Source organism: Halobacillus amylolyticus (genome assembly GCF_022921115.1).
Taxonomy (GTDB): domain Bacteria; phylum Bacillota; class Bacilli; order Bacillales; family Halobacillaceae; genus Halobacillus_A; species Halobacillus_A amylolyticus.
On record NZ_CP095075.1, the window covers coordinates 631,408 to 645,443 of the forward strand.

Below are 14,036 nucleotides of genomic sequence, written 5' to 3' on the forward strand. Positions count from 1 at the left end.
GTTTAATACAAACAATAGAACAGTTATTCACAAAGATTTCATTAATGATCGATCTAAATAGGCCGATAATATCTTAATGAAAGATAATTTTCTTCACTGGTGTTACTATAACTTTCTTTCTCATCGCTATACTGAAATCCTCTTGCTTCATAGAATGGGATCCCTTTTTGGTTCCCCTTTGTGACGGAAACCCACTGTTCCTCAGCTCCCCACTCTTTCTGTTGATTAGTGATAGCAGCAAGCAACTTCGTACCTATCCCCTCATTTCTTCTACTCGGATTTAAATACATGACGTAAACTTCCCCTGTTTTCTCACTAATCATCCCACCTCCACCAGCTCCAAGCACCACTCTATCCTCAACAGCAACAAAATATCCTCCCCAGCCTCTATTCGATGTGGTTACTTCCTGCTTAATTCTTTGCTCATTGTAGAATTCCTCAACTATTCGCTCTATGTATTCTTTGGAATGTGAATAGCGATATGTGGACCAATAACCGTCTGTACAAACTTTTGCTATTCCTTTAATATGTTTTTTGTTTGCTTTAATAATTGAAATCATTATTTTATCTTCCACCTTTAATGATTATTGTTTTTTTATATTAATTCGGAGTTGCTACTAAGTTTCAAGAGAGAGTATTAATGAGTTAAGCAGAAAAAAGGTCACAGAGCAATTACTCTGTGACCTTAATCTTTGATTTTTTAGCATCTTTCGCCTGATTTTGTTGATAAACCTCTAATGTTTGATGATAATAATCAAGAATTTGCTCAGCCGGTTTCTGCCAACCATGTTTTTCTGCTTCTTCTCTAGCATTCTTGCTTAACTGCTGATACAACTGCTCATCTTCCAGCCGGTCGACTGCCTCGATCATGCTATCCGTGTTTTCGTTCTCGAATAAAAGACCTGTGCGCCCGTCTTCTACCTGCTCCATTGTCGGTCCGCTCTTCGCTGCAATAACAGGTAATCCTGAAGCCATTGATTCTAGAATCACAAGGCCGAGTGTTTCTGTTACGGAAGGGAATATCAACGCATCAGAAGAAGCGAAGGCTTGAGCTAATTCATCGCCATGTAGTAATCCGGTAAATACTGTCTTCGTACCAGCGAATGTTTTCTCAAGGGCTTCTTTATTTGGCCCATCTCCTACAATTGCCAGGGACAGGTCATCGCGTTTTTCAAGAAGTGGTCTGATCTTCTCAATTTCTTTTTCCGGCGCCAGCCTTCCGACAAAAACAAGAAGCTTATTATTGGGTTCACCACCCGAAAGCCGCCCCCGCATTGCCTCGTTTTTATGATCGGGATGATAATGGTCAACGGCCACACCTCGATCCCACACATGGACATTATGGAATTTTTTATCGAGCAATTCCCCTTGGATCGCTTTTGAAGTACATAAATTCAAGTCAGCGTAGTTGTGTAACTTTCTAAAATACCACCATACTGCTGGTACAAAAGGATACAAACGGTAATAATTTAAATACTTAGGCACATGCGTATGATAAGAAGCAAGTAAAGGGTAACTGAGCTTGTTGGCATAGTAAACCCCCGCCGCTCCTACAAACGCAGGGTTTACAACATGAACTAGATCTGGATCATGCTCCTGAAGCAACTTCTTTACCTTTTTTTGGGGCATAGAAAACTTCTTAGAGCGATAAAAAGGCAGTGTCGTTGTCTTCACTCCTTCGACAATCGCACCCTCATATTCGGTTACACCTAGGTCTGGAGCAATAACAATGACTTCATGATCTTGTTTGCGCAAATACTTGATTGCTTCCTTCAGTCTAGTTACGACTCCATCCGTTGATGGCAAAAACGTTTCTGTTATGATGGCGATTTTCAAAGCAGTTAACCCCTTACTTCCAAGTTATAGATGGTAATACGTTATCTTCAATAATACGGTCTTTATTTTCTATAGCTACCTGTAAAATATCACGAATGACTTCATCAGTTAGCAAGTGCGGTTCAAGACCCAGATCGCGAAGTTTCGTGTTTATTGCATTATAGTAATGGTCTTCTGCTTCGATACGAGGGTTTTCAATCTTCTTCACTTGTGTATCGAGTCCTTCTTCTTTAGCGATTTTCTGAACTCGTTCAGCTAAGTCGTTCACCGAGAACCATTCTGTAAATTGGTTGAATACACGGAATTCACCTTGATCTGCTGGGTTCTCTGCGGCAATTTCTACACAGCGCACTGTATCTTCAATATTTAGGAAAGCACGTGTTTGCCCGCCACTTCCGTAAACAGTAATATCATGACCGATAGCAGCTTGATTGATAAAACGGTTCAAAGCTGTACCATAAACCCCATCATAATCTACTCTATTTGCTAATACTGGATCCATTTTCGTTTCTTCTGTATGTAATCCATACACGACACCCTGATTTAGGTCTGTTGCACGGATACCCCAGATTTTACAAGCAAACATGATATTGTGGCTGTCATGTACTTTTGACAAATGATAGAAAGAACCAGGCTGCTTCGGATATGGAAGTAGGTCTTTACGTCCTTTATGTTCAATTTCAATATAGCCTTCTTCAATATCTATGTTAGGCGTACCATACTCTCCCATTGTTCCCAACTTAATGAGATGACATTCTGGAGCAAATTCTTTAATCGCGTAAAGTACGTTTAAGTTCCCGATCACATTGTTTGATTGTGTGTAAACCGCGTGCTCGCGATCAATCATGGAATATGGTGCTGAACGCTGCTCAGCAAAATGAACGAAAGCATCCGGATTTGTTTGACGGAACACTTCGCGCAGGAAATCATAATGATTCAAATCACCGATAAATGTATGAATCGTATTTCCACTCAACTCTTTCCATTTCGCTACTCGTTCTTCTAAAGCAGCTATAGGTGTAACCGAATTAGAATTTAATTCATCATCAATTTTTCTACGGACTAAATTATCTACAATCGTTACCTCATGTCCTTGTTTTGATAGGTATAAGGCGGTCGGCCAACCGCAAAAACCGTCTCCCCCTGCTACAATAATTCTCATAATCTACCTCCTAGTTCCATATCAGCAAATATTAATTTTTTTGAATTTAACATCCTTATATAGGATAACATTCTTTTAAAAGCGATGGTAATAAAAAATGTTTACAGACTTAACTGGAAATATTCGTTATTAACCCTCAGTCTACTTTCGATTTGACTTTATCACTAAATGAAGGACAAAACAATAAATTATACCTTTGCAAATGAAAAATATAATCAACTTACGATTTACAACAAAATATTTTGCAAAAATACTGAACTATCATTCATTTATGTAGTGTTTTTAGTTATACTTAAATTAGCATATTTCTGATAATTTACACCCTTTAGGAGGATGATTATGTCTACATATGAAGCTGCATGGTTTCCTAGTGATAAACAAAAAGAAAACACTCGTCTATACAAGTGGATGAAGAAACATGGATATGAAAATTATGATCACTTTCAAAAAAAATCCACAGAAGATATTGCATGGTTCTGGGATGAAGCAGTTGCTGAATTAGGCGTTGAATGGGAACAGCCCTATACACAAACACTCGATCTTTCTTCAGGTATCAAATACCCGGAATGGTTTTTGAATGGAAGAATGAATGTTGTGCATAATGCCCTCGATAAATGGGCTAGTATGGAAGGGAAAAAGGATGATGTCGCCCTTTACTGGGAAGGTGATGATGGCACGAAACGCACGTTTACTTATGTAGAGCTTTACGAAGAAGTGAATGCGTTTGCAAATGGACTTGAAAAGCTCGGCATTGGAAAAGGCGATGTCGTCACAATCTATCTGCCCATGCTTCCTGAAACATTGATTTCAATGCTTGCCGTTTCAAAAATCGGCGCGATCTTCTGCCCTACTTTTTCTGGATACAAAGCAGAAGCCATTGCGACGAGAATACAAGCAGCTAAATCAAGGATACTCATTACGGCCGACGGATTTTACCGAAGAGGAAAATCCATTAATATGAAGGATGAGGCTGACCTGGCTGCGAATCAGTGTGACAACCTTGAGAATGTCATCGTTGTTGAGCGTACGAAACAGGATACGTCCTGGAATGAGAATCGCGATCTTACATTTGAGCAGGTCAAAGATAAAAATCAAATCTATAAGACGAAATCGACAGACGCAAACGAACCCTACATGCTTATTTACACATCTGGTACAACTGGCAAGCCTAAAGGGGTCCTACACACGCATGCCGGCTTTCCGATCAAGTCTGCCTTTGATGCCGGTCTCTGCATGGACGTTACCTCTGACGATACGATCTTTTGGTTCACCGATATGGGCTGGATGATGGGACCTTTCCTCGTTTACGGGGGGTTAATGAACGGAGCTGCGATTGTCATGTTCGAAGGCACGCCAGACTATCCGCAGCCTGACCGTTTATGGGAACTGGTTGATCGTTATCAAGTCACTCACCTGGGGATCTCCCCTACTTTGATTCGTTCGATGAGCAAGCACGGGATAGGGTGGATTGAAAAACACGACATATCTTCACTAAAATTGATCGGATCAACAGGTGAACCGTGGAATCCTGAACCGTGGCATTGGTTATTTAAAAATGTTGGCAACTCTAGTATTCCGATTTTTAATTACTCTGGTGGAACAGAAATTTCCGGCGGTATTTTCGGAAATGTTCTCGTTAAGCCAATTCAACCGGTTACCTTTAATGCAGCCTTGCCCGGCATGGATGTAGATGTATATGATGACGAAGGAAATTCACTTACAAATGAAGTCGGCGAACTCGTCCTTAAACAGCCTTGGGTCGGAATGACGAAAGGTTTTTATCAGGACAACGAACGTTACGAACAGACCTATTGGAGCAAGTTTGACGATACGTGGGTTCATGGAGACTGGGTAACCGTTGATGAGGATGGATATTATACAATTACCGGCCGATCTGATGATGTTTTAAATGTTGCAGGAAAACGGCTTGGACCAGCTGAGGTTGAATCTGTCCTTGTATCACATGATGCTGTTATTGAAGCAGGTGTCATCGGCGTGCCCCATGATGTTAAGGGGGAAGAAGCCGTTGCCTTTGCTGTATTAAAAAATGACCAAACGGAATCATTGATCGATGAGCTCAAGCAGTATTTGGCGCTTAAATTAGGGAAGGCTCTTGCCCCTAAGAAGGTTTTTGCTGTAAGCGATTTACCAAAAACAAGAAACGCCAAGGTGATGCGTCGCGCGATTAAGTCAGCTTATTTGAATGAACCTACAGGCGATTTAAGTGCCCTTGAAAATCCGCAAGCCGTTGAAGAAATCCGCTCCATTGGACATGATCAACCGTTAAATAAATAACAAAAAAATCCACTGCCTTTTTCATTGGCAGTGGATTTTTTCTATTTAGATCTGTTTAGAAGTACCAGGGACAACACCTCAAACACTTGGCTTTATACAGGATAAACCCCATGTTTACGCTCTGTGAAGGTTATATTTTTACTTTCGTAAGCTTCAAATCGTAAGGATAACTCATCTCTTAAACGGTCTGGCTGGACAATTTCGTCAACAACCAATTCTGAAGCTAATCGATAGATATCGATATTTTCTTTATATTCCTCATGCTTCGCTTTTATAAAGGCCGGCCGATCCGCTTCATCCAGCTCAGCAATCTTATTTGCATAAACCGCATTAACAGCTGCTTCAGGCCCCATGACAGCAATTTGCGCTGAAGGAAGCGCTAAGCAGGCATCTGGTTCAAATGCTGGTCCTGCCATTGCATAAAGTCCCGCTCCATAGGCCTTCCTAACAATCACAGAAATCTTAGGTACGGTCGCTTCACTCATGGCCGACAGCATCTTCGCTCCGTGGCGAATAATCCCTGCCCGCTCGACTTTCGTGCCAATCATAAAGCCTGGAATATCCACAAGAAACAATAGTGGAATGTTAAAAGCATCACACAACTGCATAAATTTGGCTGATTTATCAGCTGAGTCTGGGAACAAAACGCCTCCCTTAGCACGTGGCTGATTGGCAATGATACCTACGGTGCGTCCGTCAATCCGTGAGAGTCCTGTGATAATCTCCGGAGCAAATTTCTTTTTTATTTCACAAAAAGAACCTTCGTCGATCAAGCGCTCAATCAGATCGTACATATCAAAAGGCGCATTTTGATTTTCAGGGATGATCTCTGAAATCGTTTTTTCGACTGTAGCAGGGTTCAGCGGTTCTTTTCGCTTTGAAGCATTTCGGAAGTTCGCGGGGAAATAAGACAAATAGTTTCGAGCATAAGCAATCGCTTCGGGTTCATCTTTAGCAAGCACATCCCCGCATCCAGAAACGGAACAATGCATATTCGCTCCGCCCATTTCTTCAAGACTGACCTTCTCACCAATTACTTTTTCAGCCATACGAGGTGATCCTAAATACATCGAAGCATTACCGTCAACCATAACGACAATGTCACAGAAAGCCGGTATGTACGCTCCTCCTGCAGCGGAAGGGCCAAATAACAGGCACACTTGCGGTACACGTCCTGACAGTTTAATTTGATTATGGAAAATCCGACCCGCTCCTCTGCGGTTAGGGAACATCTCAACCTGATCTGTGATCCTCGCTCCAGCTGAATCGACGAGGTACAGCATCGGTAGTTCAAGCTTCATAGCCGTTTCCTGAATACGAATAATCTTTTCAACTGTCCGTGCTCCCCAGGAACCCGCTTTGACAGTCGAGTCGTTTGCCATCACACAAACTTTCTCGCCATTGATTTTGCCAATCCCTGTGACAACACCATCTGCAGGCAGGGAACCATCCATACAATTTGCAAAAAATGCATCCTCCATATTTAAATCATCGTCAAATAATTGTTCCAGACGTTCGCGGACAAACATTTTTCCTTTTTCACTATTCTTTTCGTGATATTTTGCCGAACCACCTGATGCTACTTTATCTCTGATATTCTCTAAAGTTTCATTCATTTTTGTTCCTCTCCTCCCTTTTATTTTCCTGTATAATTAGGTTTTCGTTTTTCCTTAAAGGCCTGCAATCCTTCTTTACGATCTTTTGTCGGAATCGTTTTTTGGTAACACATCCGTTCGATCTCAAGTCCTGTTGTGATATCCGTTTGGATCCCATGTTGAATCGCTTTTTTAGCTTGTTTTAAGGCAAACGGACCGTTTTTCGTAATTTGGGCGGCAAGAGCATGGGTTTGTTCCTTTACTTCTTCTTCGTTTGCATAAACCCCTTCTACTAAGCCAATCGTCAATGCCTTGTCAGCGTCGATTGGCTTGGCCGTAAAAATCATTTCTTTGGCCCTGCCTAACCCAATCAACCGTGTTAACCGCTGTGTGCCGCCAGCGCCTGGAATAATAGCAAGTGACGTTTCAGTTAACCCTACCTTCGCGTCAGATGTCATCACCCTTAGGTCGCAGGCAAGAGCAAGCTCAAGTCCCCCGCCATACGCTGCACCATTGATCATAGCAATCGTCGGGATTTCAATTTGTTCCAGCATACGGATGGTGTCACCAATTTTCTCAACCGTACTAACTACCTCATCCTCTGACATCCCAGCTCTTTCCTTCAAATCAGCCCCGGCACAAAACGCTTTCTCACCACTTCCCGTTACAATTAATACATTAACATTTGATTGTTTTACTTCTTCAAGCGTATTGGCAAGTTCATCTAGTAAAATAGTAGATAGACTATTTGCCGCCTCTGGTCTATTTAACGTAAGATATCCGATTTGTTCATCGGTGATTTCAAGATTGACTAGTGGACTCAAAAAAAGCGACCTCCTTAACTAGATTCGGTTGTTCACTTGCATTTGATGACTTGGCAGAGCTTTACCAAGCTTCTCTTGGATGTAGCTTGCTGCTTCTAGTAGTTTTCCTTGATGAATCCCTGTCTGAATCCCCATGGAATCAAGCATATAAACTAAATCATCTGTAGCTAAGTTCCCTGAGGCACCTTTGGCATATGGACAGCCGCCAAGCCCCCCTAATGAACCATCAAACAACGAAATATCGTGCTGCAGCGAAACGAGCACGTTTGCAAGTGCCATCCCCTGCGTGTTATGAAAATGCATCGCCACTTTTGAAAAATCAAGCTTATCTTTTAAGTAATGAAGCGTTTGGTCCACTTGCTTCGGATCAGCAACACCGATCGTATCACCTAGGGATAGCTCATCAATTCCCATATCAAACAGGCGGTTAGATACTTCCAACACTTGACTTGGCGGAATGTTCCCTTCATATGGACAGCCGAACACTGTTGAAACGTAGCCGCGTACCGGTTTATGATTCGACTTCGCCTCTTTGACCACTTCTTCAAGCACAGGATATGTCTCTTCAATGGTCTTATTGATATTATTTTTATTATGAGACTCACTTGCAGACATGAAGACAGATACTTCATCAACATTTGTTTCAAGTGCCACTTCAAGACCTTTCATATTTGGCACGAGGGCCGCATAGGTGATTCCTTCTTTACGTGTAATCCCTTCTGCCACTTCTCTTGCATCTTTAAGCTGTGGAATCCATTTCGGATGAACAAACGAACTGATTTCAATATAGTCATAGCCTGCCTCAGATAATTGATTGATCCATTCAATTTTATCCTCAGTAGCGATGCTTCCTTTTTCGTTCTGCAGTCCATCGCGAGGCCCCACTTCTTTAACTGTGACTTTATCCGGCCACTTCAGCATTCTACCCGCTCCTATTTATTCAATGATCGCAATAACGTCGCCTTCATTAACAAAATCGCCTTCAGCTACCTTCAGCTCTTTTACAGTGCCGTCTGCCTCAGAAGGAATCGGGATCTCCATTTTCATCGATTCTAAAATAGCGACATCTTCACCGCTTTTAACTTGTTCCCCTTCTTTTGCAACAATCTTCCATACACTACCTGCCATCGATGCTTTTACTTCGTTCATTGTTTCATCCTCCTTAGTGATTCGTTAGTGTCGGTAAATAGTAGTTTTCAATAAATGATGTCTTCGTTTCGCCCTGTTTGAACTTTTCGTGTGTAATGATACGTTTTAACATCATGACATTACTCTTTATTCCTTGAACTTCATATTGGTGAAGCGCTGTTGTCAACCTTTCAATAGCTTCCTCTCTCGATGTTCCTGTAACGATAAGCTTTGCTATCATAGGATCATAGAAAGGAGTAACCTGTGATTGGCCATGAACAGCCAACTCATGGCGTATTCCTTCTCCTTGTGGCAGTACTAGATTGGTTAACTGGCCTGGAGATGGAAAGAAAGTATTGGAGTCTTCGGCATAGATACGAACCTCAATGGCGTGACCATTGATAGATAGGTCTTCTTGTCTGATAGCCAACTTCTCTCCAGCAGCCACACGCAGCTGTTGTTCAACAAGGTCGAGCCCAGTAATTTCTTCGGTAACAGGATGCTCCACCTGCAATCGTGTGTTCATCTCAAGAAAGTAGTAATTCTCCTGTTCATCAACTAAAAATTCAATCGTACCGGCATTAGCATATCCAAGCGTCTGCACAGCCTTTAGGGCACTTTCTCCCATGCTTTGTCTCGTTTGATCTGAAAGAAATGGGGAAGGGGCTTCCTCCACTACTTTCTGATGCCTGCGTTGAATTGAACACTCCCGTTCAAATAAATGAACCGCATTTCCGAACTCATCTGCTAGCACTTGTATTTCGATGTGGCGCGGGTCAACAATTTGTTTTTCCATAAACATTTTTCCATCGCCAAAAAAGGTTTCGGCACGTTTTTGGTTGCCTTCAAATGCTTTCTCAAGCTCTCCGTCATTTTTTACAGCCTGCATGCCAATTCCACCGCCGCCCGCTGCTGCTTTAAGCATAAGAGGGTACCCCATTTGTTTGGCGATTTCTTTTGCTTCTTCTGTATCAGCTACGGCTGCCTCTGTACCAGGTACAATCGGGACACCTGCTTGTTGCATTTCGCTTCGGGCTGCGATCTTATCACCCATTTTAGCAATAACTTCTGAAGAGGGGCCGATAAAAACAAGTCCAGCTTCCCGTACTCTTTTTGCAAAATCAGCATTTTCACTTAACAGCCCATAGCCAGGATGAATCGCTTCAGCGCCTGATTTTTGTGCGACTTGTAAAATCTTATCGACATTTAAATACGATTCATTAACGCGCGGCTTCCCGATTAAGTAACTCTCATCTGCTTCCTCAACATAGGGTGCTTGTTGATCGGCCTCAGAATAAACGACCACTGTTTTAATATTTAATCTTGCACATGTACGGATAATTCGTGAGGCGATTTCACCACGATTGGCAATTAATACCTTTGAAAACAAAGCTATCCCTCCTATTTATGAATGAGCATTAATAAAGTCAACGGCATCTTCTCTAAGCTTGAATTTTTGGATTTTACCGCTGGCGGTCATCGGATATTCATCTGTAAACCGAATGTACTTGGGAATCTTATGTTTAGAAATTTGCCGTTCACAAAAAGCACGGATGTCTTCTTCACTGACTTCTGTTCCTTCTTTCGTAATGATAAAGGCCATGATTTCTTCACCAAACTTCTGATCAGGCACACCGATGACTTGGACATCCAGTACGTCAGGATGTTGGTATAAAAATTCTTCGATTTCACGTGGATAGACATTTTCACCACCACGGATGATCATATCTTTCATTCTACCAGTTATCTCCAAATAACCTTCCTTATCCATCACAGCAATATCACCCGTGTGCAGCCATCCATCTTGATCAATAGCTGCCTCCGTAGCTTCTTCATTCTTGTAATAGCCTTTCATAACTAAGTAGCCACGGGTGCACAGCTCCCCTGGAATACCAGGTTCGATTTCCTCCCCTGTAGCGGGATCCACTACTTTCACTTCTACATTTGGATGGACACGACCGACCGTTCCGACTTTTCGTTCAATTGGATCATCTGTTCTCGTCTGGGTAATAACAGGAGAAGATTCAGTTTGTCCATAGGCAATCGTAATTTCACTTGCGCCCATTTTATCAATTACATCCTTCATTACTTCCATCGGACAAGTCGATCCTGCCATGATCCCTGTTCTCAACGTTGTCGGCTTATATTTTTCAAAACTAGGATCATTTAACTCGGCAATGAACATTGTCGGCACACCATGAAGTCCTGTACACGATTCTTCACTTACAGCTTTCAACACTTTTTCCGGGTTAAACTGTTCTAAAATAACCATGGTTGACGCCTTCGAAACAGCCGCCATTGTACCTAACACACACCCGAAACAGTGGAAGAATGGAACAGGAATACAAAGACGATCCTCTGGGGTTAGTTTCATAGAATCAGCCACTTGGTTCCCGTTGTTGACAATGTTGTTATGACTGAGCATAACCCCTTTAGGAAAACCTGTTGTTCCAGAGGTGTATTGCATATTGATCACGTCTTGATAGGATAAAGAGCGTTTCCTCACTTCTAGTTCTTCTGTTGATGTTGAACGGCCCATATCAACGAGGTCCTGCCAAGAAAAGCAACCTGGGTACTCTTTATCACTCAGTACGATGATATTCTTCAAATGCGGCAAGCGCTCACTTTGTAAATCACCTTTAACAGATGAGTCCAGTTCCGGACAAATTTCTTTTAAAATATTAATATAGGAAGTACCCTTAAACTCTTCGGCCAGGATAAGTGTTGTCGCATCCGATTGTTTAAGCAGATATTCAAGTTCCTGGGCTCGATAATTTGTATTGACGGTTACTAGGACTGCACCCATTTTCCCTGTGGCAAATTGCGAAACCAACCATTCAGGTTTGTTATCTGACCAGATAGCAAGATGTTCCCCCTTCTCGACACCTAAAGCCATCATTCCTTTAGCAGCTTGATCTGCCATTTCATTAAATTCCTGGTAAGTTTTCCTTATCTTTAATTCCGGGTAAACCATCGCTTCGTTGTCTGGAAACATTTCAGCCTGTTTCTCTAATAATTCACCTACTGTCATTTGTAAAAGGGACATGTATGAACCTCCTTAAAATGTGTGTTCAAAAAGTTGCCAAATTAGAAGCAAGAAGGTCGAGGCGGCATAGCTTTGAGCAACGGAACGTATGCTTCATGATACGTGAGTAGCGGAAAAGCAAGCCAACGAAGAGATTCGCCGCTTATCATTTGGTGACTTTTTGAACATCCTCTTAAATGTATTAACAGCCTAACTGACGAGCAATGACCAATCGTTGAATTTCGGATGTACCTTCACCAATCTCAAGTAATTTCGCATCTCTTAAATACCTTTCCACTTCATACTCACGCATGTAACCATAACCGCCATGAATTTGAATGGCTTGGTTGGCTGAGCGAAAGGCCGTTTCCGAGGCAAATAATTTGGCATAGGCCGATTCTTTTGTAAACGGTTTCTTTTGATCCTTCAGCCAAGCTGCTTTTAACACCATATTGCGGGCAAGCTCTACTTCCATTGCCATATCAGAAAGCTTAAATTGAATAGCCTGAAAATCTGAGATTGGTTTTCCAAACTGTTTTCTCTCTTTTGCATAAGCAAGCGCTTTGTCTAAAGAGGCCTGTGCAATACCAACCGCAAGAGCAGCAATTGAAATTCTTCCTCCATCAAGTGTATGCAAGAACTGTTTGAACCCACCCTTTTCATCACCGAGGATATTTTCTTTAGGAACTTTTACATCTTCTAAAATAATTTCACACGTATTGGAACCGCGGACCCCCATCTTTTCATATGGACTGCTGATCTTCATGCCAGGGGTATCTTTAGGAATAATAAAAGCAGAGATAATGTTTTTACCATCTTCTCTTTGACCTGATACGGCTGTTACGGTAATAGTTTCGGCATATTCAGCATTGGTGATCCAGCATTTTTCTCCATTGATAACATAATGATCTCCTTGTAAAACTGCACGTGTTTGCGTCCCACCGGCGTCAGATCCAGCATTAGGCTCTGTTAAGCCGAAAGAACCAAGCGTTTCCCCTTTGGCTAACGGCGTTAAATATTTTTGCTTTTGTTCTTCGGTTCCGAAATAGTAAAGCGGACTAGCGCCAAGAGAAACAGCAGCTGCATAACTTAACCCCGTCGAACCGCAAACCTTAGCGATTTCCTCAACAGCTAATGCATACGTAATCGTATCTCCACCTGAACCGCCATATTCTTCAGGAAAAGGAATTCCGAGCAAACCAAGCCTGCCCATTTCATCAAAAATATCTTTCGGAAACTCTGCATTTACATCAATATCAACCGCTCGCGGACGAATCACACGATCAGCAAAATCTCTCACCATTTTCCTTGTCATTTCCTGTTCTTTCGTTAATTCAAAATTCATGGAGCTCCTCCTTTATGAAAGACCGACTGGTTGGTCTGTTTGAACCAAAAAAATAATGTGTAAGCGTTTACTTTGCAGCGTAAAAAAAAGGGGCTTTCAGCATTGTCTGTTGATATTCGTCTTCCTTTTCTGAAGGAAGCAAAGAATGAAGAATTAAGTCAACATACACATCGGCAATTTCATCAATCGTGTATTGTCCATCATCTTTATACCATTTGTAAATCCAATTCACCATCCCTAGGATCGCCATACTTGTAATGATGGCAGGCAGCTCTTTTCTAAAGTCTCCTAATTGCTGACCTTCCTCAATCACACGTAAAACCATCTGCTTAAATTGATCACGCTTGTATTTAATCTGTTCTTCATATTTCGGCTTCAAGTACAGGTTCTCTTGATAAAAGACGGAGATATGAGGTTTATACAAATCAAACACCTTTACGAAAGCACGAATGATCGATTGGATTTTATCAACAGGGGAAGTGTGTGTGTGATTAGCTGTCTTTGCTTCTTTGAGAACGTATGTAATAAAGGTATCGTGGATGACAAAAAGAAGCTCATCTTTAGATTTAAAATGGTGATAGAACCCTCCCTTTGATGTATTCGAAGATTTTACAATTTGATTGACGGTTACACCATGGAAGCCATTTTGTTCAAATAAATTGAGAGACGTTTGGATGATCGTTTCTCTTAAATTAGCCATACACCTACCCCTCATTTATGAATATACATTCAGCTTATCACATTTTTCAGAAAAAACAATAGAAAAGCGGAGGCGTCTTGGTCAGACTCCAAAAGCATAAGCAGAGCGGCACAGTCAGGCGGTCTT

At 41.8% G+C, this 14,036-nt stretch carries 12 protein-coding genes; 1 reads left to right on the top strand and 11 read right to left on the bottom strand.

Annotated features, from left to right (window positions below; genetic code table 11):
- Positions 1 to 53 precede the first annotated feature (53 nt).
- From MUO15_RS03395 to MUO15_RS03405, 3 genes are all read right to left on the bottom strand, one after another.
- Positions 54 to 560, bottom strand: a complete 507-nt coding sequence (locus MUO15_RS03395; protein ID WP_245033421.1) for a GNAT family N-acetyltransferase — start codon at positions 558 to 560, stop codon at positions 54 to 56.
- Between the two features lie 112 nt (positions 561 to 672).
- Positions 673 to 1,836 carry a glycosyltransferase family 4 protein gene (locus MUO15_RS03400; protein ID WP_245033423.1) on the bottom strand — a complete coding sequence of 388 codons (1,164 nt, stop codon included), beginning with the start codon at positions 1,834 to 1,836 and terminating at the stop codon, positions 673 to 675.
- Between the two features lie 13 nt (positions 1,837 to 1,849).
- Complete coding sequence (locus MUO15_RS03405; protein ID WP_245033425.1) at positions 1,850 to 2,998, bottom strand: NAD-dependent epimerase/dehydratase family protein; 1,149 nt, start codon at positions 2,996 to 2,998, stop codon at positions 1,850 to 1,852.
- A gap of 339 nt (positions 2,999 to 3,337) precedes the next feature.
- Between MUO15_RS03405 and MUO15_RS03410 the strand changes: the two genes are divergently transcribed.
- Positions 3,338 to 5,293, top strand: a complete 1,956-nt coding sequence (locus MUO15_RS03410) for an AMP-binding protein (protein WP_245033427.1) — start codon at positions 3,338 to 3,340, stop codon at positions 5,291 to 5,293.
- 92 nt (positions 5,294 to 5,385) lie between these two features.
- Here the strand turns inward: MUO15_RS03410 and MUO15_RS03415 are convergent, their stop codons facing one another.
- The 8 genes from MUO15_RS03415 to MUO15_RS03450 form a co-directional block, all read right to left on the bottom strand.
- Entirely contained in the window at positions 5,386 to 6,909 is a 1,524-nt protein-coding gene (locus MUO15_RS03415; protein ID WP_245033429.1) for an acyl-CoA carboxylase subunit beta, read from the bottom strand.
- A gap of 20 nt (positions 6,910 to 6,929) precedes the next feature.
- A complete protein-coding gene (locus MUO15_RS03420; protein ID WP_245033431.1) occupies positions 6,930 to 7,712 on the bottom strand; it encodes an enoyl-CoA hydratase-related protein in 783 nt (260 codons plus the stop codon).
- 18 nt (positions 7,713 to 7,730) lie between these two features.
- The gene (locus MUO15_RS03425) at positions 7,731 to 8,633 is read right to left on the bottom strand and encodes a hydroxymethylglutaryl-CoA lyase (RefSeq protein WP_305853267.1); all 903 of its coding nucleotides are present in this window, start codon (positions 8,631 to 8,633) and stop codon (positions 7,731 to 7,733) included.
- A 15-nt stretch (positions 8,634 to 8,648) separates the two neighbouring features.
- Positions 8,649 to 8,861: an acetyl-CoA carboxylase biotin carboxyl carrier protein subunit gene (locus tag MUO15_RS03430; protein ID WP_245033433.1), complete on the bottom strand. Its 213-nt coding sequence runs from the start codon at positions 8,859 to 8,861 to the stop codon at positions 8,649 to 8,651.
- A 13-nt stretch (positions 8,862 to 8,874) separates the two neighbouring features.
- Positions 8,875 to 10,230, bottom strand: a complete 1,356-nt coding sequence (locus tag MUO15_RS03435) for an acetyl-CoA carboxylase biotin carboxylase subunit (RefSeq protein WP_245033435.1) — start codon at positions 10,228 to 10,230, stop codon at positions 8,875 to 8,877.
- Between the two features lie 15 nt (positions 10,231 to 10,245).
- On the bottom strand, positions 10,246 to 11,886 hold the full coding sequence (locus MUO15_RS03440) for an AMP-binding protein (protein ID WP_245033437.1): 1,641 nt from the start codon (positions 11,884 to 11,886) through the stop codon (positions 10,246 to 10,248).
- A 181-nt stretch (positions 11,887 to 12,067) separates the two neighbouring features.
- A complete protein-coding gene (locus MUO15_RS03445; protein ID WP_245033438.1) occupies positions 12,068 to 13,210 on the bottom strand; it encodes an acyl-CoA dehydrogenase in 1,143 nt (380 codons plus the stop codon).
- 67 nt (positions 13,211 to 13,277) lie between these two features.
- Complete coding sequence (locus tag MUO15_RS03450) at positions 13,278 to 13,910, bottom strand: TetR/AcrR family transcriptional regulator (protein ID WP_245033440.1); 633 nt, start codon at positions 13,908 to 13,910, stop codon at positions 13,278 to 13,280.
- Between the last annotated feature and the right edge of the window lie 126 nt (positions 13,911 to 14,036).

What these genes read in the sequence shown, in the direction of transcription:
- MUO15_RS03395 (WP_245033421.1), bottom strand. Translation starts at nt 560, where the DNA reads ATGATTTCAATTATTAAAGCAAACAAAAAACATATTAAAGGAATAGCA.
- MUO15_RS03405 (WP_245033425.1), bottom strand. Translation starts at nt 2,998, where the DNA reads ATGAGAATTATTGTAGCAGGGGGAGACGGTTTTTGCGGTTGGCCGACC.
- MUO15_RS03410 (WP_245033427.1), top strand. Translation starts at nt 3,338, where the DNA reads ATGTCTACATATGAAGCTGCATGGTTTCCTAGTGATAAACAAAAAGAA.
- MUO15_RS03415 (WP_245033429.1), bottom strand. Translation starts at nt 6,909, where the DNA reads ATGAATGAAACTTTAGAGAATATCAGAGATAAAGTAGCATCAGGTGGT.
- MUO15_RS03425 (WP_305853267.1), bottom strand. Translation starts at nt 8,633, where the DNA reads ATGCTGAAGTGGCCGGATAAAGTCACAGTTAAAGAAGTGGGGCCTCGC.
- MUO15_RS03430 (WP_245033433.1), bottom strand. Translation starts at nt 8,861, where the DNA reads ATGAACGAAGTAAAAGCATCGATGGCAGGTAGTGTATGGAAGATTGTT.
- MUO15_RS03440 (WP_245033437.1), bottom strand. Translation starts at nt 11,886, where the DNA reads ATGTCCCTTTTACAAATGACAGTAGGTGAATTATTAGAGAAACAGGCT.
- MUO15_RS03445 (WP_245033438.1), bottom strand. Translation starts at nt 13,210, where the DNA reads ATGAATTTTGAATTAACGAAAGAACAGGAAATGACAAGGAAAATGGTG.
- MUO15_RS03450 (WP_245033440.1), bottom strand. Translation starts at nt 13,910, where the DNA reads ATGGCTAATTTAAGAGAAACGATCATCCAAACGTCTCTCAATTTATTT.